This is a genomic window from Bradyrhizobium sp. SZCCHNR1017 (assembly GCF_032381375.1).
In the GTDB taxonomy this organism is placed as follows: Bacteria; Pseudomonadota; Alphaproteobacteria; order Rhizobiales; family Xanthobacteraceae; genus Bradyrhizobium.
Genome location: NZ_JAUHIR010000003.1, coordinates 210,745 through 235,302, shown reverse-complemented (window position 1 = coordinate 235,302; position 24,558 = coordinate 210,745). Strand labels below are relative to the sequence as shown.

Sequence of the window (24,558 nt, the reverse complement as noted above, 5' to 3'; positions counted from 1 at the left end):
GCAGTCAGCGCATCGGAAGGGCACAACAGCAAAAAGCCCCGCATCCGCGGGGCTTTTCTCCTGATGGGACTTCGTCGAACGCTACGAGCTCAGCGCTGGCCGCGCGCCTGGGCGCGGGCGCTGCCGGTCTTCTCGGCCTCCCAGGCCTGGTACTGCTTGAACAGCGCCTCGCGGTCGGCCTCGCTCGGCATCGCCCTGCCGGCGCTGCTCTGCTTCAGGAAGTCATCGAAGCGGTCGCGCTGTGCGCCTTCCATCGCATGGCTCTCCAGCCATTTGCTCGCGGACGGCAGCCGCTGCCAGCCGGCCAGCGGCGCCGACAGCGAGACCTCCTTCCACTTCGGATGGAACGGCGGATTCTGGAATGCCGGGAATTTGGTGAAGAAGGCGTCGACGAAGGTCGCGAGCTTGCGATAGCGGTCGGTGTTCGGCGCCCAATTATAGGCGGCGAGCACGGCCGGCACCGCGATCGTGTCGACCTTCTCGCCCTCGGCGATCAGGTTCGGGTAGTCCTTCGCCGTCAGGGTCGCCGGCAGATAGTCGGTCTGCAGCGGTCGATCGTAGTCGACGTTGACGAGATGGAAGCGGCCGTCGTTCACGAAGGTCGAGACCGACTTGTAGGGCTTGCCGCCGACCACGATGACGGCATCGAGCTCGCCGCGCTTCAACTTCTCCATCGCGATGCGCTGCTCGATGTAGGCGAAGTTGGCGCGCAGGCCAAGCCGCTCGAACACCGTCAGCGCCGTGACGAAGGTGCCGCCATTCGGCAGGTCGACGCTGACCCGGCGGCCCTCGAGGTCACGCAGGTTGCGCACCGCGCGCGGCGCGATCACCTGCATCTCTTCATTGTAGAGCTTGGTGACGTAGGTGAACTGCCGCTTGATGTCCTTGGCGAAACCCTTGCGCTCGAGGTAGTCGAGCGTATCGGCGCGGACGACGCCGAGATCGACGCCCTGCAGGAACAGGATGTCGGCCACGCTCTGCACCGAGCCGCGGCCGACGATCGGCAGGACGCGCAGATTGTTGCCGTCGTCGAGCAGCGAGGCCAGATCGGCGCCGAACTGCACATAGGTGCCGCCAATGGTGCCGGTGATGAGCGTCACCGTGTTGGCGTTCAGCGCCTGCTTGGTCTGCACCGAGCCGAACTGGAAGATCGCCTTGAGGCTGTCGCTCACCTTGGCGGGGTCGAACTCGCCTTCCTCGGCGTGGGCAGCGAAACCGCACGCAATCATCATTGCGGCCAGGGCCGCTCCAACAAGACGTCGCATCTGTCCCCCTTGATCTAAGGCTGGCACATGTTTGCGAGCCGGAACGCGGGCAGCACCAGGTCTCGCCTGGCATCGCCCATGAACAGACTCGAAAATCACGCGTGAAACAAAAAAATGAAACGAGGCGGCATCGCTGCCGTCACGAGCGTTCAGTTCTGCAGTTGATCGAGCCTGCGCTGCGCTTCAGCCGAGCCGAGCTGGGCGGCGCGGCGGTACCAGTTGCGAGCCGCAGCCGGATCGGCATTGATGTTGCGGATGTCCTTCGTCCCCAGCACGTGGGGATCGTAGGTCTGGGCAAGCATCAGCGCCGCGGCCGGTTCTTGCGCCTCGGCCGCGCGCTCCAGCAGCAGTCGGGCCGGCGGGATGTCGCCCGCGGCCAGCAGGCTCTTGGCGCGTTTCATGATGCCCGCGAGTTCGTCGGGATCGAGCCGGCGGACCTGCGCGGGCGGCGGAGCGGCGGTCACGGCGCCGAGGCCGGGTGCGACGATTGCCGATCCGGCGCCCGGCGAATTGATCGAGGATGGCTCCATCGCGCTCGGGGCCGGCGCGGACGGTGCCGTGGCGAAGCTCGGTGGTGCTGCAACCGGCGCGGGCTGCGTCACACTGCGATTCTGCAGCGCTGTCTGGTAGGCGTTGGCGATGTCGTCACGCGTCGGGGCCACGGCTGCCGTCTGCACCGGCGCCGCCGCAGCCGGCGGCTCGGCGGGCGGCAGTCGCGCCGGCTCGTTCAGCTGCATGTCGCGCGCGGTGAGCTGCGTGTTGGTGGCCTGCGGCGGGGCCGTCGGGTCCGGCGTGGCGCCGATGATGGAAGCCTTGGCACTGGCGATCAGGTCGCGCGTCGCATCCGAGGTGACAAGCGCGAAGAGCACCGCGACGCCGGCCGCAGCCACCACGGCGAGAAGAATCCGGGACGAGACCGAGACGCGGCGGGTCCGCTCCGGCCACTGGTCCTCGAAATGCGTGCTGTCGATCTGGTTGCCGCTCTCATACTCAGAGAGGAACATCGGCATCGATTCGTCGTTTGGATAGTTATCCTGGGTCGACCGGCCGAAACGATAGCTCGGTGGGCGCTCCTGAGGGAGTTCGTCGGGGAAAGGCCTGAAGTCAGGCTCCGAAGGAGTTCTGTTGTTGAAACGCCCGCGCGTCGTCCGCTCAGCCATGGCCTTCATCCCCATCTCAACTTCACGCAACATACTTTTGGTCCCAAGCCCGTCAGAAGCTCGAGACACGTCACGATTGCCAGAGGCACCCCACTGCCGACAACTAATTGACTAATTGAATCCGACTAAAAGTGGACGAGAGCCGGCATGATTCTGGAAACATTTTGATCTGATTGTGGCAACGCACGTGCGACATCGCACGGCGCCAAATCCAGAAACGTCGTGATAACAACGGCCAAGCCTCAAATTAACCATGCCACAATGTGGCGTGGTTGTGTTAACCAAGAAACGCTCGTTTTCGGATTTTCTGCTTCCGGTTGCGAATCCGTGACGCCGGCGCGGCAGCCCGCCGAACAAATTTGCGACCGCCGTGCAGCGCGCGGATGTCACAGCGACGCCGGGCCGGCTCGAGCATTCCGTCGGCAGAACAGCCAGGGCTCTGCTCGGTTTGGTTGTGCGGATCAGGGCGAGGCTATCCCGGGGAGTACAGCCCCCCGGGGCCTTCATGCGCGACGTCCTCAGGGGTGCAGGATCACCTTGCCCATCGCCTGGCGGCCGGCCAGCACCTTCAAGGCATCGGCGGTCTGAGCCAGCGGGAAGGTGCGGTCGACATGCGACGACAGCTTGCCCTCCGCGGTCCACTGCACGAGCTTTTCGAGGTTGGCGCGGTTCTTGGCGGGGTTGAGTCGGGTCCAGGCGCCCCAGAACACGCCGCGGATATCACAGCCCTTCAGCAGCGCGAGGTTCAGCGGCATCTTCGGGATGTCGCCGGCGGCGAAGCCGATCACCAGGAATCGGCCCTCCCATGCGATGGAGCGCAGCGCTGCCTCGGCGTAGGCGCCTCCGACCGGATCGAAGATGATGTCGGCACCCTTGCCGTCGGTGAGCCGCCGCAGTCCCTCCTTGAGATCCTCCTTGGCGTAGTTCAACGTCAGTGTCGCGCCGTGCTGCCTGGCAAATTCGAGCTTCTCGTCCGAAGAGGCGCAGGCGATGACCTTCAACCCCATCAGCTTGCCGAGCTCGCAAGCCGCCAGGCCGGTGCCGCCGGCGGCGCCAAGCACGGCCAGCGTCTCGCCCGGTTTCGGACTGGCACGATCCTCCAGCGCATGCAGCGCAGTGCCGTAGATGATGATGATGCCGGCGGCGCGATCGAAATCGAGATTGTCCGGAATCTTGACGATCGACGCGGCCGGCAGCGCGATCTTTTCGCGCGCGCCGTTGTGGCCGCAGGAGGCGACGACACGGTCGCCGACCTTCAGTTCGGTGACGCCATCGCCGATGCTCTCGATGACACCCGCGACCTCCGCACCCGGCGAGAACGGGAACGGCGGCTTGATCTGGTACTTGCCTTGGATCATCAGGATGTCGAAGAAGTTCAGCGCCGCCGCCTTGATCGCAATCACGGCCTCGCCGGGACCGGCCACCGGATCTGGCACCTCGGTGAGGACGAGATCGTCGGGCTGACAGAATTGCGAGCAGAGAATGGCTTTCATGGGCGCTCCTTGGTCGTTGCCGCCGGATCGAGGTCCGGCTTTGGGAACGTCATGCCGGATTTGCCGCCGCGCCACAATCATCATCAGGCCGCGGCAGCTGCGCGGCGCCGGGCCAGGGACGCGGAGCACCGGACAATCCAGCTCTGCGGCCTTTGCAAGCGGTGCATTTAGCCGCTATCCATCGCGACCACGGTCAGCGATTCCGGGCCATTTTCCAGTCACAATATTGGTGGAACGAAGTCGCGGGGGAACTCAACGTATCATGTTGTTCGGGCGATTGTTGACAACGCTGGTCGGCGGCGTGCTGCTGTTCGGAGCTCCGAGCCTCGTAGCGGCACAGAGCGCCGCGCCAAAGGCCGCAGCTCCGCATCCGAAGGCCGCACCGAAATCGGAATCGAAGCCGGCCGTTCCCAACATCGGCGGCGCGGAACCGACGCTGATCGGACAGTTCGGCGGCTGGGGCGCCTATACCGCGATGCCCGGCGGCAAGAAGGTCTGCTTCGCGCTGGCCAAGCCGACATCCTCCAAGACCAATCCGCCCAACCGTCCGCGCGATCCCGCCTATGCCTTCGTGTCGACCCGGCCCTCCGAGAAGGTCTTCAACGAGGTCTCGATCATGATCGGCTATGCGCTGAAGCCGGGATCCGACGCCACGGTGGAGGTCGGCGGAGCCTCCTATGCCATGTATACCCAGGGCGACGGACTTTGGATCAAGAACGCCGCCGAGGAAGAGCGGATGGTCGATGCCATGCGCAAGGCGCCCGAGGCCGTGGTCAAGGGCGTCTCGGCCAAGGGCACGGAGACCACCGACGTGTTCTCACTGAAGGGCCTCGCCCAGGCGCTCGACCGCATCGCGCAGGATTGCCGCCGGTAGACGGCGGCCGCCGGTACCGCTCGTCAGGCGAGTCGCATTTGCCGGCCGGATCGTTATATAAACCCGCTGAACGCCTTCGGCCGCCGCGGCCGGGCAGCACTTTGGGCCCATCGACATGGCAACGACTGCCGGGCTGCGCGACTCCTCTGCGCCCCTCGAAAAGACTCCGCTCGAAACCTACGTCCCGCCGGCGAAGCCCTCGCTGATCGGCCTGTCACGCGCGGAGCTGGCAGCAAGGCTCGGCCAGGTCGGAGTGCCAGAGCGCCAGCAGAAGATGCGGGTGCAGCAGTTGTGGCACTGGATCTATTTCCGGGGCGCCAGGTCGTTCGACGAGATGACATCGGTATCGAAGGACACACGCACCGCGCTGGCCGAACATTTCACGGTCGACCGTCCCGAGGTCGTGGCCGAGCAGATCTCCAACGACGGCACCCGCAAATGGCTGCTGCGGCTGCCGAGCGGCGACAATCTGCAGAAGGCCCACGAGGTCGAGTGCGTCTACATCCCCGAGACCGATCGCGGCACGCTCTGCGTCTCCTCCCAGGTCGGCTGCACGCTCAACTGTTCGTTCTGCCACACCGGCACGCAGCGGCTGGTGCGCAACCTGACGGCCGGCGAGATCGTCGGCCAGGTCATGGTGGCGCGCGACCGGCTGAACGACTGGGCCGACCGCGAGACCCCGCTCGGCAACCGGCTCATCACCAACATCGTCATGATGGGAATGGGCGAGCCGCTGTACAATTTCGACGCGGTGCGCGACGCGCTGCTGATCGTCTCCGACAATGAGGGCATCGGCATCTCCCGCCGCCGCATCACGCTGTCGACCTCCGGCGTGGTGCCGAACATCAAGCGCGCCGGCGAGGAGATCGGCGTGATGCTGGCGATCTCGCTGCATGCGGTTCGCGACGAGCTGCGCAACGAGCTGGTGCCGCTCAACCGCAAACATCCGATCGCCGAGCTGCTGCAGGCCTGCCGCGACTATCCCGGCGCATCCAACGCGCGCCGCATCACCTTCGAATATGTGATGCTCAAGGGCGTCAATGATTCGCTCGACGACGCCCGGCTGCTGGTCAAGCTGCTGAAGGGCATTCCGGCCAAGATCAACCTGATCCCGTTCAATCCCTGGCCCGGCTCGGCGTATGAGTGCTCGGACTGGGAGCAGATCGAGAAGTTCTCGGAATACGTCTTCAACGCGGGCTATTCGTCGCCGGTGCGCACGCCGCGCGGCCGCGACATCCTCGCCGCCTGCGGCCAGTTGAAGTCGGAGACGGAGAAGCTGTCCGCGCGGGAGCGTCAGGCACTGCGCGCGATGGCGATGACGGATTGATGATTGATCGCGCCTGCATCTCCGAACGAGATCGTCATGCCCGGGCTTGACCCGGACGCCATCGATTCATCGACCGAGAGATGGATGGCCGGCTCATGCCGGGCCATGACGAGCGAAGAAAGCGGGGCCTCGCTTGGGTAATACGGGTCTAAAGCCATGGCGCTGATCGGTCGTCTCGTCGTGATCGCGCTCGCGTTTCTTGCCGCGTGCTTCCTCGCGGGGCTGATCGTGGTGACCGCGGTCCTGTTTCCGGAGTTCTCCGATCTCGGCAATGGCCCGATCGATCAGGGCGCGTTCGAGGTCATCATCGGCTTCGGCTTCATCTTCGTGTCGGGCTTCGCGCTGATCCCGGCGCTGCTGATCGCACTGATCACCGAGGCTTTCTCGATCCGCAGCGTGCTCGCCTACGCGATCGGCGGCGGCGTGGTCGGCGCAGCCTGCTATCTCGGCCTGGTCCCGTTCGATCCCGAGACCTTCCGGTTCGAGGGCATCGTGCGTCGCCATCTCGAGATCCTGACCGGGGCCGGCATCGTCGGCGGACTGGTCTATTGGCTGATTGCCGGCCGCAACGCCGGCCGCTGGCGCGAGCCGTCGCCGCGCCTGCCGCCACCGCCGCCATTGCCGTCGGGATCGCCACGTTGAGCCGCCGGCCTTTCCATCGCCATCCGCTTTCGCTAAACCGCGCGCCATGAACCGGACCGGCCTCTTCATCGCATTGTCGCTCGCGCTCGTCATCGGCGTGCTGTTCGGCGTCTTTCCCGAGCTCGACCTCAAGCTGGCCGCGCTGTTCTACGATCCGCGCACGCACAGCTTCCCCGTGAAGCTCGACGGCTATGCTGCGTTCGCGCGCGATGCCGCGATGTGGGTCGCCTGGGGCATCGCGCTGCCGTCCATCGTTGCGCTCGTCGTGAAGCTCGTCCGTCCCGACCGGCCGCTGCTGGTGAAGGGCCGCACCGTGGCGTTCCTGCTGCTGACCTTATCGCTCTCGGCCGGCGTGCTCACCAACTTCACCTTCAAATCCTATTGGGGCCGGCCGCGCCCGGTTGTCGTGGCCGAGTTCGGCGGCGACATGCAGTTCGTGCCGTGGTGGGATCCGCGCGGCGGCTGCGGCCGCAACTGCTCGTTCTTCTCCGGAGAGGGAGCCACCGCATTCTGGACCCTGGCGCCGGCCGCGCTGACGCCGCCCGCGATCCGGCCCGTCGCCTACGGCGCCGCCGTCCTGTTCGGCATCGCCACCTCGGTGTTGCGGATGGCGTTTGGCGGACATTTCTTCACCGACATCGCCGCGGCCGGCCTCGTCACCTTCATCGTGATCTGGCTGCTGCACGGCTACATCTACCGCTGGCCGTCCACCCGCCTCACCGACGCCGGCATCGACGCCGCCCTGACCCGCTTCGCCTGGCCGGGCTTCCGCCTGATGCGCCGGCTGTTCGGCCGCCGTACCGCGGATACCAGCCCCGCGGCCTGAGCGCGGGCCGGTCACCCTCAGTCGCCATTAAAGGCGTGCCCAGCAACGCAAAATCTGTTATTCGCGCCCGAATTTCTGAACGGCGCAGCCACAAACACGGTTGGACTCTCCCATGACCACGATCCTGAAAAGCCTGCCCAAGGGCGAGAAGGTCGGCATCGCCTTTTCCGGCGGTCTCGACACCAGCGCCGCGCTGCTTTGGATGAAGCAGAAGGGCGCGCGTTGCTTTGCCTACACGGCAAATCTCGGGCAACCCGACGAGTCCGACTACGACGAGATCCCGCGCAAGGCGGTGAGCTTCGGGGCCGAGAAGGCGCGCCTCGTGGATTGCCGCACTCAGCTGGTGCATGAGGGCATCGCCGCGATTCAGTCGGGCGCCTTCCACATCTCGACCGGCGGCATCACCTATTTCAACACCACCCCGCTCGGCCGCGCCGTCACCGGCACCATGCTGGTCGCCGCGATGAAGGAGGATGGCGTCAACATCTGGGGCGACGGCTCGACCTACAAGGGCAACGACATCGAGCGCTTCTACCGCTACGGCCTGCTGACCAATCCGAGCCTCAAGATCTACAAGCCCTGGCTCGACCAGCAGTTCATCGACGAGCTCGGCGGCCGCGCCGAGATGTCGGCCTTCCTCACGGCCAACGGCTTCGACTACAAGATGAGCGCCGAGAAGGCGTATTCGACCGACAGCAATCTGCTCGGCGCCACCCACGAGGCCAAGGATCTCGAGAGCCTGAGCAGCGGCATCCGCATCGTCAATCCGATCATGGGCGTGCCGTTCTGGCGCGAGGATTGCTCCGTGAAGCCGGAGACGGTCGTGGTCCGCTTCGAGGAGGGTCAGCCGGTCGCGCTGAACGGCCAGAGCTTCAGCGATCCCGTGGCGCTGTTCCTGGAGGCCAACGCGATCGGCGGCCGTCATGGTCTCGGCATGAGCGACCAGATCGAGAACCGCATCATCGAAGCCAAGAGCCGCGGCATCTACGAGGCGCCGGGCATGGCGCTGCTGCACATCGCCTATGAGCGGCTCGTCACTGGCATCCACAACGAGGATACGATCGAGCAGTACCGCATCAGCGGCATGCGCCTCGGTCGCCTGCTCTATCAGGGCCGGTGGTTCGATTCGCAGGCGCTGATGCTGCGCGAGACCGCGCAGCGCTGGGTGGCGCGCGCCGTCACCGGTGAGGTGACCCTGGAGCTGCGCCGCGGCAACGACTACTCGATCCTCAACACCGAGAGCCCCAACCTGACCTACCAGCCGGAGCGGCTGAGCATGGAGAAGGTCGAGGACGCCGCGTTCACGCCTGCCGACCGCATCGGCCAGCTGACGATGCGCAATCTCGACATCACCGACACCCGCTCCAAGCTGAAGCTCTATTCGGACACGGGGCTGCTGTCGGGCGCGGACGGCGCTCAGATCTTCCAGCTCGGCCACGACAAGGGCTGAAGCGAGGTCTCTGGGCGAGACGCGCACCCGCTTTCGCCGGTGTCGTCCCTGCAGCTCGCGCAAAACTCGATCCTGTGAGTATGGGTCCCCACGTTCGCGGGCACGAGATCGAGTTGGCCGCGACAGATTGCCACCAACAAAAAATGGCCGGGATCGCTCCCGGCCATTTTCATTTTCGCTCAGTCGCGTCTCACCGCGGCGGCGCGACGCCCGGAGGTGGCGGCGGCAGGGCGGCCTGGCCGCCATTGAGCAGCGGCGTGATGCGGCGGACCGTGACGCGGCGGTTGATGCGGCTCGGCCCCTGCGTCTGCTCCTTCAGGTACTGCGCGCCGTAACCCTGCGAGGTCAGGTTCTCGGCCGGCACGCCGAACTGCTGCGTGAGCAAGGTGGCGGCCGACTCGGCGCGGCGATCCGAGAGCGACAGATTGTCGGTGTCGTTGCCGACCGCGTCGGTGTGGCCCTCGATCAGGAAGACCTCGCGCGGGTTGCGCTGGATCGCCTGGTTGAGGCCGTCGGCGATGACCTGCAGCTTCGCCACCTGGTCGGGACTGATCTCCCACGATCCGGTCTCGAAGGTAATCGTGTTGAGATCGATCGACGGCATCAGCTGTCGCACCGATGGGGAGTAGCGGACCTCGTCGAGCGAGTAGCGGCGCTGGACGCGCTCCACCGGCGGCGCGATCAGCGTGTCGTAGATGACATCCGGCTCGGCCTCATCCGCGTCGACGATGTAGCGGTTGTAGGGGATGCGGATCTCCGGCGGCGGCAGGTCGACGTAGAAGCCGCCGACCGCCTGGGGATCGCGGTAGGTGTTGTCGATGATGATGATCTCGCGGCCACCGATGTCGCGGCGGATGCGGCGCAGCAGCCGGCCGTCCGGCGCGGTGATCGTGACGATCTGGCTACCGTCGGGACGGATCACCACCGTGCGCGTCTCTCCCCGCTCCTGCTGGACGCGGATGTCCCGCGCGCCGTAGCGGAAGCGCTCAAGCTCGTCATGACGCACGAACTCCTGACCGCTCGGATCGCGCACGATGACGCGGCCCGGCTCGTAGATCAGCGTGCGACCGCCCTCCTGGACCTCGCGGCGCTGGCCGCGGAAATCGTCCAGCCGCTGCGGCCCCGCTAACGGCGCGCCGGGCGCGATCGGCGTGAGCTGCTGTGCCGTCGGCGGCGGCGGCGCCGGGATGGGCGCAGTGACCTGCGGCGGCGGCCGATTGGACATGGCCGGAGGGCCGGCGGGCGGCACAGCGCCAGGACCGGCCTGCGGCGCGCCGGCGGGTCCCGGACCGGGTCCGGCAGCACCAGGACCTGCCGCCGGAGGCGGACCACCCGGGGCTCCTGGGGGCGTCCCCGGACGTCCGCCGGGCGGGCTCCCGGCTGCGGGCGGCGTGCCTTGCTGCGACGGCGTCTGGGTGGCCGGAGGCGCGGGTGGCGCCGGCGGAGTTCCCGGAGCAGGCGCGACGGTTCCGGCCGGCGGCGTCGGCGCGCCGCGTGGCGGGGGTGCTCCCTGGGGAGCACCAGGCGGCGGGGCGCCGGCACCTGGCTGTGTCGGCGGCCGCTGCCCGGGGCCAACCGGAGGAGTCGGAGCCGGCGTCGGCTGCGGAGACGGCGCCGCGGACGGAGCCGGCGAGTGCGCAGGCGGCGACGCGTTCCCGGCCGCTGGCGACGAAGGCGGGGGTGTCACGGCTGACGGCGGCGTTCCCGGCCGCAGGTTCGGTGCCGGACTCGGCGGAGGTGGCGGGGCGGGCGTGACCACGGGCGGCGTGGGCGGCGTTGGACGCGCGGGAGCAGCCGTCGGCGGGGACGCAGGCGGAGTCGCAGGACGTGCCGGCTCACGCGGCGGCCCCGGCGGAGGCGCTGGAGGCGGCGGCGTATGCACCGGCGGAGCCGCAACAGGTGGCGCAGGACGCGCCGGCGGAGGTGCAGGCGGCTCGGCCCGTGGAGGCGGCGGCGCCGAATGTGGCGGCTCAGCCCGCGGCGGCGGTGGGGGCGGCGGCGGAGCAGCCGGACGTGGTGGCTCGGCCCGTGGCGGTGGGGGCGCCGGACGCGGCGGCTCGGCCCGCGGCGGAGCAGGCGGTGGTGGAGGGGGTGCGGGACGCGGGGCCGCTGCCGGTGGCGGCGCGGGCGGTGGAGGCGCTGGGCGTGGAGCAGCGGCCGGCGGCGGCGCGGGAGGCGGCGGAGGCGCAGCCTGATGCGGTGGCGGCGCGCCTGGGCCAGGTCGCTGCGGCTGCCCCTGCGGCTGCTGTTTCGGCCGGCCGTCTGGACCGACTTCGCCGCCGCCCGGGCCTTGGGCGACGATCATCGGCGCCCCCTGCGCATGGGAGCCGGAGCTCATTAGTTGCATCGCCGACAGCGCAGTCGTCGCCAGCAGCAGGACGCGAAGTTTGCTCATGTGTCTTGTTTTCCCGGAACGATCTTTTTCAAGCACGGAGAGATCAACAAGTATGCGTTAGGCCGGATTGTGGCGCAGTTCAAATCCGCAGGGGGATTTATTTCGACGCGAAGCCACCCCCGCAGGGCCGCCATTCAGGTTTCATTCAGCCTTGATTTTCAATGGCTTGGCGCGGCCGCAGGGCTGCGGGACCGGCCAGCGACCAAGCCCCTGGCAGGCGATCATCATGACCGTCCAATCGCGGTCAATCCGTGGCCGGATTCGGTGTGGTCGGACCGAGCGGCCCCCGGCCGGGGATTTCGTCCGGCGTCTGCCCCGGCAGCTCGCGCGGCGGCTCCGGCGCATCGGGTTCGTAGACCGGCGGCGGAATGTCGGGCTGCGGATTGCCGACAGGATCCTCCGGTGGCGGTTCGAGCGGGCGGCCCGGCGTCGCCGGCGGAATCTCTGGCGGTTCGATCGGCATCACATCGCGACCTTTCGATTGTCGCCGAGAACGGGACGCGTGCCTGTCACCGCCGCCGCCGCCATCTTGACGTAGCTTACGACCGTGCCGGGGGAATCCCAGAATTCAGCGTCGTCGGGCGTGATCTTCAAGAGGCGGATGTTCGGATCCTCGGCGCTGTCCCACCAGGCCTTGGCCGGCGTCGAGAACAGCTCCCGGATCTTGCCGCGATCGTTGGAAATGGCCGCCGTACCCGTGAGCGACACGTATTTCTGGTTGCCGGCGTCTGCGAACGACAGATTGACCTGCGGCGATCGCGCGATCTCCTCGTCCTTGTGATGCCGCGCGTCGGTGAGAAAATAGATCGTGTTCTCGTCGCGCGCGAAATACGCGCTCATCGGCCGTGCCCGCAGCCTGTCACCATCGCGGGTGACCAGCATCGCAAAGCCGATCTTCTTCATCAGGTCCCAAACGCGGTCCTGGTCGCGCGCGTCGTCATTGCTCATGGTCGGCTCCCTCAATGTCAGGGGCGACAACGCCGCGTGGGGCGCCGATGTTCCGGACGCGCCCGGGGAAAGCGAACGCCGTTCAGCCGCGCAGCAGCAGCGTATTGCTGCGCGTGCGGCCGCTCTCACGGTAACCGCGACCGAGCATGTCGGCGAGACAATCGTTCTGCCATTCGTCGCGCGACAGGTGTTCGATGACGACGGCGCGCGGCCATAACGCGGCAGGCGCATCACGGAAGAAGCCGGTCAGCACGCGGTCCTCAAAACCTTCCACGTCGATCTTCAGCGCATCAACCCTGGCCGCTCCGGCCTGTGCGAGAATGGTCTGCAGCCGCAACGACGGCACCTTGAACGCCTCCGCTCCGGCCTCGCCGGTCACGATGTGACTGGCGCCGAGATTGGCCCCATCGGTCTCGATCATCACCTCGCCATCGCTCTCACCCGCTGCCACCGCGAGCAGCCTGACCTGGGGCAGCGCGGACGCAGCACGGTTGAAGCTAAGCCGCGCATGCGTGACCGGATGCGGCTCCACTGCGATCACGAGGCCATCAGGCCCGACGTGACGGGCAAGCGGCAAGGCGAACGTTCCGACATTGGCGCCGACATCCACCACCACGCCGCCCGGCGGAACGTGGCTGCGCAGGAAATCCAGCTCCTCGCGATTGTAGTCGGGATTGAACAGTGCACCGCGTTCGGTCGCACTGACCTGATGGTAGAAGCGGAAATTGGCGCCCTGATAGCCGACGTCGACAGGCCCTGCTCCGAGCATGTTGACGACACGCGTCAACATCGGCCGGAACGCGCCGCGCTTCAGCCCGGAGCCGTGCGCCATGCGGATCACCAGCGCCTGGGCGGCATTCGGAGCAAAGGCACCAAAGGGGGGCGGAGAAGGATCGTTGTCGGGCGTCAAGGTCGCGTCCTGGGCTGAGGGCGACGTGTGATAGCCGGTTTCGCCGCGATCTCCAATGCAGGCGGCGTGGCCGCATTGTGTCGTCGCCAGGACCGCGCTGAGGCAACGTCCGAGCCGTTCAGGCCGCCTTGCGCTGACGCAGGAAGCGGCCGATGAGGCGACGCTTTCCCTTGCGCGGAATGAGATCGATGTCGCTGACGAGCTTGGCGCCGCCCTTGCGCCGTTCGAGCACGATCTTGCGGCTGTGGAAGGCCTCGAGCTCCGCCCGATGCGCCACGCTGACGATGGTCGCCTTCGGCAGCTCGCTCGTCACCATCTCCATCATCTTGTCCTGGCTCTTCTCGTCGAGCGCGGAGGTGGCTTCATCGAGCACGACGATGTCGGGGCTGTGGAGCAGCAGGCGCGCGAAGGCGAGACGCTGCTTCTCGCCGCCGGAGAGCGTCTGATCCCAGGGCGCGTCCTCCTCGATCTTGTCCTTGAGATGGTCGAGACCGACCTTGTGCAGGGCTTCGCCGACCTGCGCCACGCTCCAATCCTCGGCAGCCCCGGGATAGGCGACGGCCCGGCGCAGGGTGCCCGATGGCACGTAGGGTCGCTGCGGCAGCATGAACAGCTTGCGGTCGGGGTGGAAGTTGATGCTGCCGCCGCCCCACGGCCACAGCCCGGCGATGGCGCGCACGAGCGTGCTCTTCCCGGTGCCGGATTCGCCCGCGACGAGCAGGCGCTCGCCGGGATCGACCACGACCTCGGTCTCGCCGACCACGGCGGTGCCGTCGTCGAGCGTCACCTGCAGATCATTCAGACTGAGCATCGCGTCGCCGGTGGTCTCGCCGCGCTTGATGCGGCCGATGCCGTCGCCTCTCTCGGCACGTTCCAGCGCATCGAGCGACATCATCAGCGAGGCGATGCGGCGGGCACAGGCATTCCAATCCGCGAGCCGCGGATAGTTGTCGACCAGCCAGCCGAACGCGGTCTGCACGATCGTGAACGCGCTCGCCGCCTGCATCACCTGCCCGAGCGTCATGCTGCCGTCGAGGAATTTCGGCGCGCACAGCAGCAGTGGCACGACAGGGGCGATGAGGCTGGAGCCCTGCGACACCAGGGTGGTGCGCATGTGCTGGCCGGCGAGCCGCGCCCATTGCTGCAGCACGTTACCGAACGTCCGGTCGATGCCGGCGCGCTCTTCGGTCTCGCCGCCGAGCAGGGCGATGCTCTCGCCGTTTTCGCGGACGCGGGTCAGGGTGTAGCGGAAATCGGCCTCGGCCTGGTTCTTGTCCTCGGAGACCTGCACGAAGCGGCGGCCGATCGTCATGATCGAGCCCGAGGCGATGGCGGCGTAGGCGATCGCGGCAATGACCAGAAAACCGGGAATGGTGATCTCGGTGGCGCCGAGATGCAGCGTCAGCGCGCCGCCGATGGTCCAGAGCACGACGATGAAGGTCGCAGCCGACAGCAGCGCCGAGGTCACGCCGGCGATGAAGTCGACCGGCGAATCCGTCGCGATGCGCAGGTCCTCGGCGATCCGGTATTCCGGATTCTTGTGGTCGCCGCTGACGAGATTGAGCTGATAGTAGCGCCCGCTGGCCAGCCAGCGGGTGACGACGCTGTTGGTCAGCCACGCCCGCCAGCGCCGCTGGATCGACATGCGCGCATAGACCTGGGCGACGCCGAGAATGACGCTGCCGATCGCGAGCGGGAAGAAGATCGCGGTGAGATGAAAGACGGTCGCCGAATCGCGTTTCTCGATCGCATCGAAGATCGACCGATTCCAGACGTTGATGCCGTACTGAAATCCGACAGTCGCAACGATCAGGAACAGCAGCCCGATCGTGAACGCCCACGCCAGACGGTCGCCGCTCTGGCCCCAATAACCGCGGGCGCTGATCCAGAACCGCGTCAGCAGATAGCGCTTGCGCAGCTGCTCTGCCTCTTCGGGCGACAGCTCCGGATCAGGCTCCACCAGTTCGGGCGGCGGCGGCTCAACCTGGCCGCCATTCTCGGCCGCGATCTCGATGATCGGCGCCTTCTCGGGCGCCTGTGCCGGCGGCCGCGCGGTGTCCTGAACCTGTCCCATCGCGCGATAACAGCAGTGCGAACAGAAGGTTCCCGGCTTGGTTCCCGCGCAATGCGCGCCGGATTCAGGGCACCTGCGTATTCGGCGCCATTGGTGGGGCGCGATACAGCGGCACCGGAACGACCTTGTTCAGCACGCGCGACAATTCCTCGATCGAATAGGGTTTGCGCAGCAGCTCGAAGCCATGCGTGCCCTGCTGCGCCAGCACATGGCTGTAGCCACTCGCGAGCACGACCGGCACGTTGAGCTCGAGCCGCCTGATTTCCTCGGCAAGTTCCAGCCCAGTCATGCCGGGCATCACGACATCGGTGAAGACGACGTCGAACCGGCTGGTGCCGCTGATCAGCTCCTCCAGCGCGTCTCTGGCGTTGTCGACCAGCGTGGTCCGATAGCCGAGCTCGGCCAGCGCTTCGGTCGCCGACCTGCCGACGTCGATGTTGTCCTCGACCACCAGCACCGACATGCCTCGACCGTCGATCGGCTCCGCATGGCTGCCGTCCTCGCCGCGCTGCACCTGGGCTGGAGCGACGCGCGGCAGATAGAGCGTGAACGTCGCGCCGCGGCCCGGCTGGCTCATGACCCCAATTTCGCCGCCGGACTGCTTCGCGAAGCCGAAGACCTGCGAGAGACCGAGGCCGGTGCCCTGGCCGATGGTCTTGGTCGTGAAGAACGGCTCGAAGATGCGTCCGAAATGCTCCGACGGGATGCCGACGCCGGTGTCCTGGACGGTGATGGCGACATAGCCCAGCGGCGGACGGTCGTGCGGCGCCGCCGGCGTCGGCAGCGCCGCTGCAGGGGCGACGGTGATGCTAAGACGTCCCTGGCCGGCCATCGCATCGCGGGCATTGACGGCCAGGTTGATCAGTGCCGTCTCGAACTGGCCAGCGTCGCAATTGACGTAGCACGGCTCGTCGGGAACGGAGACCGCGACCTCGACGCGGGACCCGACCAGGGTCTTGGTCATGTCGCGCAGGGCGACGACGCTGCGGCAGATGTCGAAGACCTCCGGCTTCAGCGTCTGGCGACGGGCGAACGCGAGAAGCTGCGACGTGAGCTTCGATGCGCGCGCCACCGTATCCGAGATCGCGTCGATATAGCGCTGCCGCCGTTCATCAGCCAGATTCGGCCGGCGCAACAGGTCGGCCGAGGCCCGGATCACGGTCAGCAGATTGTTGAAGTCGTGCGCGACGCCGCCGGTCAGTTGTCCCAGCGCCTCCATGCGCTGACCGTGCTTGAGCGCATCCTCGGCCTCGAGGCGGCGGGCGGCCTCGACATGCAGGCGCTCGGTCCGCCGCTGGGCAAGGGCCAGGAAGACGATGAGCAGCGCGGTTGCCGGGATGCCGAAGATGAGATGCCGGCCGATCGTGCCGAGCCAGCGGTTGCGGATGGTCGACGTCGCAAGCCCTGCCGAGACGTAGACCGGATAGCCGCCGAGCCGCTGATACCCGACGAGACGCTCGACGCCATCGACCGGCGAGATCTCGGTGACGAGCTGCTCGGTATCTGCGGCCCGGGCGGGGATGTCGCTGGGCCCCGCAGCCGCGCTTCGCCCGCCGGCCGGGAAGCGCGCCAGAACGAGACCATCGAAGCGGCGCAGCGCGAAGTAGCTGCCGGGCGCCCGGCCGATCCGGGCATAGAAGTGCTCGAAATAATCCGGAAGCACCGAAGCCTGGATGATACCGGTGAAGCTGCCGTCGTCGCTCTGGCGGCGGCGGCTGATGCTGAAGAACGGCGCGCCTTGATAGGGCGGCCGAGGCGTCAACTGCGCGCCGATGAAGGTGCCGATGCTGTCCTTGACGTGGGCGCTGAAGTAGTCGCGGTCGAGGAACGTCATGTCCGGCGCCGGATAGATCATGCTGTTGACCAGCGGCCGGCCATTGGCGTCGAACACCCAGGCGGACTTCATCTGCGGGAGCGCGTCCGACAATTGTCGCAACCGGGCATGCAGCACCTGCTCGCGCGCCTTGATGTCGGCATCCGACAGGTCGCGGACGACCTCGTCGATCTCCGAGAGGCTGCGCTCGATCGTCTCGAACACCTTCAGCGCGTGCTCATGGACGATTTCGAGCGAGCGGCGGATCTCGCGATCGGCCTCCTCATTCGTCGTGCCGTGGGATACGTAGGCCGTGATCACGAACAGCGCGACGGGAAGCGCGAGGGACGCGACCATCATCCAGCGCAGCATCGTCATCGATTTGCGTTGTGCGGTCTGCACGGTCGCTCCGGCTTCAAAGGGCCACGAGCTTAACGCAATCGACGGCAGCTACAAACCAGCCGCGCCCGAAACTTGCACCGGTATCGGGCGCGGAAGGTGAGATCGAAAGCCGCCCGTCAGGCTAGATCTGCCGCTCGACCAGCTTGAACTTGAGTTCCGCGATCGCCTCGGCGGGGTTGAGCCCCTTCGGGCAGGCCTTCGCGCAGTTCATGATGGTGTGGCAGCGGTACAGCCGGAACGGGTCCTCGAGATTGTCGAGCCGCTCGCCGGTGGCTTCGTCCCGGCTGTCCTTGACCCAGCGCGTCGCCTGCAGCAGAGCGGCGGGTCCGAGATAGCGCTCGCTGTTCCACCAGTAGCTCGGGCACGAGGTCGAGCAGCAGGCGCACAGGATGCACTCGTAAAGGCCGTCGAGCTTCTCGCGGTCCTCGTGGCTCTGCCGCCATTCCTTCTGCGGCGTCGGCGAGGTCGTCTTCAGCCACGGCTCGATCGAGGCATACTGCGCGTAGAAATTGGTGAGGTCCGGCACCAGGTCCTTCACGACAGGCTGATGCGGCAGCGGATTGATCTTGACCGCGCCGTCCTTCACGTCGTGCATCGACTTGGTGCAGGCGAGCGTGTTCTGGCCGTCGATATTCATCGCGCAGGAGCCGCACACGCCCTCGCGGCAGGAGCGGCGGAAGGTGAGCGAAGGATCGATGTGGTTCTTGATCCAGATCAGCCCGTCCAGCACCATCGGGCCGCAATCGTTGACGTCGACGTAGAAGGTATCGACGCTCGGATTCTTGCCGTCGTCCGGATTCCAGCGATAGACCTTGAACTCGCGGACCTCGGTGGCGCCGGCCGGCTTGGGCCAGGTCTTGCCGCCGGTGATCTGAGAATTCTTCGGAAGTGCGAACTCAGCCATTTCGGAAGGCCTTTTTGGGTTTGACGGACGGGCTCAGGTCACACGCGATCAGTACACGCGCGCCTTCGGCGGGATGTACTGCACGTCGTTGGTCATGGTGTAGTTGTGCACCGGGCGGTAATCGATCGTGGTTTTGCCGTCCTTGCTGTCGATCCACGCCAGCGTGTGCTTCATCCAGTCCTTGTCGTCGCGATCCGGGAAATCCTCGCGCGCATGGGCGCCGCGGCTCTCGGTGCGATTGACGGCCGAGTCCATCGTCACGACCGCCTGCGCGATCAGATTGTCGAATTCGAGCGTCTCGATCAGGTCGGAATTCCACACCAGCGATCGGTCGGACACCGCGATGTCGCCGATGCCGCCATAGACCTTGTGGATCAGGTTATGGCCTTCCTGCAGCACCTCGCCGGTGCGGAACACGGCACAGTTGGTCTGCATCACGTTCTGCATGCTCTCGCGCAGCTTCGCGGTCGGCGTGCCGCCGGAGGCGTAGCGATAGTGATCGAGCCGGCTCAGCGCCTTGTCGGCGGAGTCCTTCGGCAGGTCCGGCTGCTTGCCGTTCGGCGTCAGCTTCTCGGCCAGCCGCAGCGCCGCCGCGCGGCCGAACACCACGAGGTCGATCAGCGAGTTCGAGCCGAGCCGGTTGGCGCCGTGCACGGACACGCAGGCCGCCTCGCCCACCGCCATCAGGCCGGGCACGATGGCGTTGTCGTCGCCGTCCCTCTTGGTCAGCACCTCGGCGTGATAGTTGGTCGGGATGCCGCCCATGTTGTAGTGCACGGTCGGCACGATCGGGATCGGCTCGCGCGTCACGTCGACATTGGCGAAGATCTTGGCCGATTCGGAGATGCCGGGCAGACGCTCGGCCAGCACCTTCGGATCGAGATGGTCGAGATGCAGGAAGATGTGGTCCTTCTTCCGGCCGACGCCGCGGCCTTCGCGGATCTCGATGGTCATCGCGCGGGAGACGACGTCGCGCGAGGCGAGGTCCTTGGCGGACGGCGCATAGCGCTCCATGAAGCGCTCGCCCTCGGCGTTGACGAGATAGCCGCCCTCGCCGCGCGCGCCTTCGGTCACCAGACAGCCGGAGCCATAGATGCCGGTCGGGTGGAACTGCACGAACTCCATGTCCTGCAGCGGCAGGCCGGCGCGCAGCGCCATGCCGCCGCCGTCGCCGGTGCAGGTATGCGCCGAGGTGCAGGAGGCGTAGGCGCGGCCGTAACCGCCGGTGGCCAGAATCGTGGTCTGGGCACGGAAGCGGTGCAAGGTGCCGTCGTCGAGCTTCAGCGCGATGACGCCACGGCAGACCCCCTGGTCGTCCATGATCAGGTCGATGGCGAAGAATTCGATGAAGAACTCCGCGGCGTGGCGCAGCGACTGGCCGTACATCGTGTGCAGCATCGCGTGGCCGGTGCGGTCGGCGGCGGCGCAGGTGCGCTGCGCCTGTCCCTTGCCGTAGTCCAGGGTCATGCCGCCGAACGGCCGCTGGTAGATCTTGCCGTCCTCGGTGCGCGAGAACGGCACGCCCCAATGCTCGAGCTCGTAGACGGCGTCGGGCGCGTTGCGCACCATGTATTCGATCGCGTCCTGGTCGCCGAGCCAATCCGACCCCTTGACGGTGTCGTACATGTGCCAGCGCCAGTCGTCCTGGTGCATGTTGCCGAGCGAGGCCGAGATGCCGCCCTGCGCCGCCACCGTATGCGAGCGGGTCGGGAACACCTTGGTGATGCAGGCGGTGCGCAGGCCCGCCTCGCTGCAGCCGACGACGGCGCGCAGGCCCGCGCCACCGGCGCCGACCACGACGACGTCATAGGTGTGGTCCTCGATCGGATAGGCTTTTCCGTTCGTCGCGGGCGCGCCATTCGCGCTGCCATTTGCTCCGCCGGCCATAGGCTAGACTCCAGTGGACAGTTTGATGAGGGCGTAGATCGAGGCGAGCGCCACGGTCACCGCGAAGAAGTTGTTGGCCATGATTGCGACGAGCTTGAGCGGCTCGCTGTGCACGTAGTCCTCGATCACGACCTGCATGCCGATCTTCATGTGCCAGCAGCTCGCGATCACGAACAGCAGCATGATCACCGCAATCGGAATCGAGCCGAGGATCTGCGCCGCGCCGGCCTGGTTGCGGCCGAGCAGCATGATCACGACCACGACGACCGGCACGATCAGCAGGGTCATGGCGACGGCGGTGAGCCGCTGGCGCCAGAAATCGCCGGTGCCGGAATGCGCTGCGCCGAGGTTGCGGACCCTGCCGAGCGGGGTGCGCATCGATTTCGCGTGTGCGTTGCTCATCGGCCGCCTCCCACTGCGTAAGCCACGATCCACACCAGGACGGTCAAGGTGATACCGCCGATCAGGGCGCCCCAGGTGAGCGCCTCGCGCTCATTGGCCTTGAAGCCGTAGCCGAGGTCCCAGACGAAGTGGCGGATGCCGGACAGCAGGTGGTGCAGCAGCGCCCAGGTGTAGCCGAACACGATCAGGCGGCCGAGGAAGCTGCCCATGAAGCCCTGGACGTAGGAGTAGGCGCTGGGACCGGACGCGGCGGCGATCAACCACCAGGCCAGCAGCAGCGTCCCGAAATATAATGCAACCCCGGTGGCGCGATGGACGATCGAGAGGATCATCGTCAGCGTCCAGCGGTAGGTTTGCAGATGCGGCGAAAGCGGTCGTTCGATCCTGGCTGTCATTGGTTGCTTTGATGATTTCTTGTGGGCCGTGAACGGAAGGGGCTTGCGGCCGTGTGGATCGGCAAGGCGGGCTTTATTTACGGAGAAGGAACAGGCGTTGCAACGAACAAATCGCCCAAATCCGAACAGCGATTCAGTCCTAGGCGACCGATCGCAAAAGGATCAATGGCCGCCGTGGTATACCAGAAACCGATCGCGCCCGGATGCGGCGAACTATTATTCATTCCTAAGTCCTCACCAAGGCCATGACCAACGCGGCGAGACTGTCAAATAGCGCCGACTGTCGAGCATTGATTCACCGCTTAGCTACGGTCCTGACCAAGCCGGTTTCGCGGCAAGCGCCAGCGCCATCTGTTGATTCTGCAAACCTGCCCGGAGCGATTCGCGGAGCAACAACCTGCGTTGCGACCGCCTGCGCTGCAGCAAATCTCCCTCGATCTCCCGCGTTCCTCGCCGCGCACGGGCCCCTCCGCCGGTCGTTTTTGCCGCATGTCGCCGCCCGGCGAAGCGGCCTAGTCTCAGGCGAGTTGCAACAGACGCGGTGCAGGGAGCCTCGATGCCGCTGCCGACGGTCCGACCGACAACCACTGAACGCCCGGCGGCGCTGCCGGCGCGCAAGGTGTCGTCGCACGAGCCCGTCGAGGAGCCCCTGACCTGCGTGCTCGGCTTCACCGCCGCCGGCCTGTTCGCCGCCTGTCTCGCGCTGGCCATCCAGCATGAGATTGCCTCGCTCGCCGTGCTCGAATTCGTGCTGATCTGCGCCGCGCCGCCGCTCGCCGCGCTTGTAGGACTGGCGATCGGGCGCCGGCGCTAGGCCGCCGTCACTTCGTATAGATGTCCTTGTACTGATCACGCAGCACGTTCTTCTGCACCTTGCTCATCGCATTGCGCGGCAGCTCGTCGACCACGAACACGCGCTTGGGCATCTTGAATTTCGCCAGTCGGCCGTCGAGACCCTTGAGCACGCCGGCCTCGCTGACATCGGCCCCCGGATGTCGCACCACGACCGCCGTGACACCTTCGCCGAAATCAGGATGCGGCACACCGATGACGGCGGACTCGACCACGCCCGGCATCGCGTCGATCTCGCTCTCGATCTCCTTCGGGTAGACGTTGAAGCCGCCGGAGATCACGAGGTCCTTGCCGCGGCCGACGATGTGGACGTAGCCCTGCTTGTCGATCTTGCCGAGATCGCCGGTGATGAAGAAGCCATCGTCGCGGAATTCCGACTTGGTCTTCTCCGGCATGCGCCAATAGCCCTTGAACACGTTCGGGCCCTTCACCTCGATCATGCCGATCTCGTCGCGCGCGAGCTCCTTGGCCGTCTCGGGATCGGTGACGCGCACCGAGACTCCGGGCAGCGGGAAGCCGACCGCGCCTGGCACCCGCTCGCCCTCGTAAGGATTCGACGTGTTCATGTTGGTCTCGGTCATGCCGTAGCGCTCGAGGACGGCATGGCCGGTCCGCGCGAACCATTCGCGATGGGTATCGGCGAGCAGCGGCGCCGAGCCGGAGATGAACAGCCGCATGTGGCTGGTTGTCTCCTTGGACAGCCGCGGGTTCTGCAACAGCCGGGTGTAGAACGTCGGCACACCCATAAGCACGGTGGCGCGCGCCATCAGGTCGATGATCAGGTCCGGATCGAGCTTGGGCAGGAAGATCATCGACGCCCGCGCAAACAGCGTGACGTTGCTGGCCACGAACAGACCATGGGTGTGATAGATCGGCAGCGCGTGGATCAGCACGTCGTCCTTGGTGAAGCGCCAGTAGTCGATCAGGGTCAGCGAGTTCGAGGCGAGATTGTCGTGAGACAGCATCGCGCCCTTGGAGCGACCGGTGGTGCCGGACGTATAGAGAATGGCGGCGAGATCATCGGCGCCGCGTGGCACCGTGGTGAACGCCTTGTCGGCCTTGTCGGCCGCCTCGGTCAGCGAGCCCCTGCCCGACGCATCGAGCGTTTCCACCTTGGCGCCGACCTTGGCCGCCAGCGCGCCGATGCCCTCGGCCTTGGCCGGATCGCAGACGACGACGGTCGGCTCGGCGTCGCCGATGAAATAGTCGAGCTCGTTGAGCGTATAGGCGGTGTTGAGCGGCAGATAGACGCCGCCTGCACGGACCGTGGCGAGATAGAGCACGAGGCCGGACACCGACTTCTCGGTCTGCGCCGCGACCCGGTCGCCCGGCTTGACACCGCGAGCCGCCAGCACATTCGCCATCTGCCCTGCCCGCGCGATCAGGTCGCCGTAGGTGATGCGCTGGCCGTCATGGGTCTCGATCGCCAGGCGGCTGGGATCGTCGAGGCCATCGAACAGGCGGGAGAACAGATTGGCGTTGGCGGCTTGGTTCATGCAACATTCCCCTGGGAGCATGGGCAGGCCGGCAGTGCCAGCCGGCGGAACATCATGCTCGACGAAGACGAAAAGGGCCGGGACAGCGAACAAGACCGGTGACATCGCCATCACCACGGTCGCCATCTCTGATCGAGGCTGCTCTAGCAAAAACGCCCTTTCGAAGGCAACGGGAGACGCTGGGATATGGTCAAGGGAAAACGGATCGCGTGGATCACCGGCGGCGGCACCGGAATCGGCGAGGCCGGCGCACTGGCGCTCGCGGCCGACGGCTGGACGGTGATCGTCTCGGGCCGGCGCACGGCCGCGCTCCAGGCCGTAGTGGCCAAGATTGCCGCGGCGGGCGGCACGGCCGAGGCCGTTGAGCTCGACGTTGCCAAAGCCGCCGACGTGCAGGCCGCGGCCGATGCCATCCTGGCGCGGCATGGCCGCATCGATCTGCTGGTCAACTCGGCCGGCGTCAACGTGCCGAAGCGGCGCTGGGACGACCTGACGATCGAGGGCTGGAACCAGCTGGTCGAGATCAACCTCAACGGTGTGCTCTACTGCATGAAGGCGGTGCTGCCGGCGATGCGGGCGCAGCAGGACGGCACCATCATCAACGTCTCGTCCTGGGCCGGACGTCATGTCTCGAAGATGCCGGGACCGGCCTACACCTCGACCAAGCACGCGGTGCTGGCGCTGACGCACTCGTTCAACATGGAGGAATGCGTCAACGGCCTGCGCGCCTGCTGCCTGATGCCCGGCGAGGTCGCCACGCCGATCCTGCAGCAGCGCCCGGTGGTGCCGAGCGCCGAGGAGCGGGCGCGGATGCTGCAGCCGGAAGACCTCGGCCGCACCATCGCCTTTGTGGCGAACATGCCGCCGCGGGTGTGCGTCAACGAGATCCTGATCAGTCCGACGTGGAATCGGGGATTTATCCAGACGCCGGGGAACCGGGATTGAGCGGGGCTGGATATCGGTTGCGGCAATCGTGTCGGCGCGGGTCATGAAGATCGAGGTGATGCCCAGCTACCGGTGTCGTCCCTGCGAACGCAGGGACC

21 protein-coding genes are annotated in these 24,558 nt (G+C 66.7%); 7 read left to right on the top strand and 14 right to left on the bottom strand.

Features of this window, described 5'->3' with window-relative positions:
• Positions 1-89 precede the first annotated feature (89 nt).
• The 3 genes from QW863_RS09990 to QW863_RS09980 all read right to left on the bottom strand — a co-directional run bounded on the left by QW863_RS09990 (position 90) and on the right by QW863_RS09980 (position 3,918).
• Complete coding sequence (locus QW863_RS09990) at positions 90-1,265, bottom strand: TAXI family TRAP transporter solute-binding subunit (RefSeq protein ID WP_315716753.1); 1,176 nt, start codon at positions 1,263-1,265, stop codon at positions 90-92.
• 149 nt (positions 1,266-1,414) lie between these two features.
• A complete protein-coding gene (locus tag QW863_RS09985) occupies positions 1,415-2,425 on the bottom strand; it encodes a hypothetical protein (RefSeq protein WP_315716754.1) in 1,011 nt (336 codons plus the stop codon).
• 518 nt (positions 2,426-2,943) lie between these two features.
• The gene (locus QW863_RS09980; RefSeq protein ID WP_315716755.1) at positions 2,944-3,918 is read right to left on the bottom strand and encodes an NADPH:quinone oxidoreductase family protein; all 975 of its coding nucleotides are present in this window, start codon (positions 3,916-3,918) and stop codon (positions 2,944-2,946) included.
• 262 nt (positions 3,919-4,180) lie between these two features.
• Here QW863_RS09980 and QW863_RS09975 point away from each other — a divergent pair, with 262 nt between their 5' ends.
• From QW863_RS09975 to argG, 5 genes are all read left to right on the top strand, one after another.
• The gene (locus QW863_RS09975; RefSeq protein ID WP_315716756.1) at positions 4,181-4,792 is read left to right on the top strand and encodes an invasion associated locus B family protein; all 612 of its coding nucleotides are present in this window, start codon (positions 4,181-4,183) and stop codon (positions 4,790-4,792) included.
• A gap of 115 nt (positions 4,793-4,907) precedes the next feature.
• Positions 4,908-6,119 carry a 23S rRNA (adenine(2503)-C(2))-methyltransferase RlmN gene (rlmN, locus tag QW863_RS09970; protein ID WP_315716757.1) on the top strand — a complete coding sequence of 404 codons (1,212 nt, stop codon included), beginning with the start codon at positions 4,908-4,910 and terminating at the stop codon, positions 6,117-6,119.
• Positions 6,120-6,275: 156 nt separating this feature from the next.
• Complete coding sequence (locus QW863_RS09965) at positions 6,276-6,761, top strand: hypothetical protein (RefSeq protein WP_315716758.1); 486 nt, start codon at positions 6,276-6,278, stop codon at positions 6,759-6,761.
• A gap of 46 nt (positions 6,762-6,807) precedes the next feature.
• Positions 6,808-7,587, top strand: a complete 780-nt coding sequence (locus tag QW863_RS09960; RefSeq protein ID WP_315716759.1) for a phosphatase PAP2 family protein — start codon at positions 6,808-6,810, stop codon at positions 7,585-7,587.
• A 112-nt stretch (positions 7,588-7,699) separates the two neighbouring features.
• Entirely contained in the window at positions 7,700-9,037 is a 1,338-nt protein-coding gene (gene argG, locus QW863_RS09955) for an argininosuccinate synthase (RefSeq protein ID WP_315716760.1), read from the top strand.
• A 190-nt stretch (positions 9,038-9,227) separates the two neighbouring features.
• On the opposite strand, the gene QW863_RS09950 is transcribed toward argG, so the two are convergent.
• The 10 genes from QW863_RS09950 to sdhC all read right to left on the bottom strand — a co-directional run bounded on the left by QW863_RS09950 (position 9,228) and on the right by sdhC (position 21,167).
• On the bottom strand, positions 9,228-11,432 hold the full coding sequence (locus QW863_RS09950; protein WP_315716761.1) for an OmpA family protein: 2,205 nt from the start codon (positions 11,430-11,432) through the stop codon (positions 9,228-9,230).
• A 244-nt stretch (positions 11,433-11,676) separates the two neighbouring features.
• Positions 11,677-11,895 (bottom strand): hypothetical protein, encoded by a 219-nt coding sequence (locus tag QW863_RS09945; RefSeq protein WP_315716762.1) that lies wholly within the window; start codon positions 11,893-11,895, stop codon positions 11,677-11,679.
• Entirely contained in the window at positions 11,895-12,380 is a 486-nt protein-coding gene (locus QW863_RS09940) for a pyridoxamine 5'-phosphate oxidase family protein (RefSeq protein WP_315767654.1), read from the bottom strand. The genes QW863_RS09945 and QW863_RS09940 overlap by 1 nt, the downstream gene beginning before the upstream one ends.
• An 82-nt stretch (positions 12,381-12,462) precedes the next feature.
• Positions 12,463-13,290: an FkbM family methyltransferase gene (locus tag QW863_RS09935; RefSeq protein ID WP_315716765.1), complete on the bottom strand. Its 828-nt coding sequence runs from the start codon at positions 13,288-13,290 to the stop codon at positions 12,463-12,465.
• Between the two features lie 118 nt (positions 13,291-13,408).
• Positions 13,409-15,364 (bottom strand): ABC transporter ATP-binding protein/permease, encoded by a 1,956-nt coding sequence (locus QW863_RS09930; RefSeq protein WP_315716766.1) that lies wholly within the window; start codon positions 15,362-15,364, stop codon positions 13,409-13,411.
• A gap of 64 nt (positions 15,365-15,428) precedes the next feature.
• Positions 15,429-17,579, bottom strand: a complete 2,151-nt coding sequence (locus tag QW863_RS09925; protein WP_315716767.1) for an ATP-binding protein — start codon at positions 17,577-17,579, stop codon at positions 15,429-15,431.
• Positions 17,580-17,700: 121 nt separating this feature from the next.
• Positions 17,701-18,483 carry a succinate dehydrogenase iron-sulfur subunit gene (locus QW863_RS09920; RefSeq protein ID WP_315716769.1) on the bottom strand — a complete coding sequence of 261 codons (783 nt, stop codon included), beginning with the start codon at positions 18,481-18,483 and terminating at the stop codon, positions 17,701-17,703.
• Between the two features lie 48 nt (positions 18,484-18,531).
• Positions 18,532-20,370 carry a succinate dehydrogenase flavoprotein subunit gene (sdhA, locus tag QW863_RS09915; RefSeq protein ID WP_315716770.1) on the bottom strand — a complete coding sequence of 613 codons (1,839 nt, stop codon included), beginning with the start codon at positions 20,368-20,370 and terminating at the stop codon, positions 18,532-18,534.
• 3 nt (positions 20,371-20,373) lie between these two features.
• Positions 20,374-20,748: a succinate dehydrogenase, hydrophobic membrane anchor protein gene (gene sdhD / locus QW863_RS09910; RefSeq protein WP_315716954.1), complete on the bottom strand. Its 375-nt coding sequence runs from the start codon at positions 20,746-20,748 to the stop codon at positions 20,374-20,376.
• Positions 20,749-20,768: 20 nt separating this feature from the next.
• Positions 20,769-21,167, bottom strand: coding sequence for a succinate dehydrogenase, cytochrome b556 subunit (gene sdhC / locus QW863_RS09905; RefSeq protein WP_315716771.1), 399 nt, complete (start codon positions 21,165-21,167; stop codon positions 20,769-20,771).
• A gap of 556 nt (positions 21,168-21,723) precedes the next feature.
• Here sdhC and QW863_RS09900 point away from each other — a divergent pair.
• Positions 21,724-21,981 carry a hypothetical protein gene (locus QW863_RS09900; protein ID WP_315716772.1) on the top strand — a complete coding sequence of 86 codons (258 nt, stop codon included), beginning with the start codon at positions 21,724-21,726 and terminating at the stop codon, positions 21,979-21,981.
• Positions 21,982-21,988: 7 nt separating this feature from the next.
• On the opposite strand, the gene QW863_RS09895 is transcribed toward QW863_RS09900, so the two are convergent.
• Positions 21,989-23,515 carry a malonyl-CoA synthase gene (locus QW863_RS09895; protein ID WP_315716773.1) on the bottom strand — a complete coding sequence of 509 codons (1,527 nt, stop codon included), beginning with the start codon at positions 23,513-23,515 and terminating at the stop codon, positions 21,989-21,991.
• A 186-nt stretch (positions 23,516-23,701) separates the two neighbouring features.
• Between QW863_RS09895 and QW863_RS09890 the strand changes: the two genes are divergently transcribed.
• Complete coding sequence (locus tag QW863_RS09890; RefSeq protein WP_315716774.1) at positions 23,702-24,460, top strand: SDR family oxidoreductase; 759 nt, start codon at positions 23,702-23,704, stop codon at positions 24,458-24,460.
• Positions 24,461-24,558 lie beyond the last annotated feature (98 nt).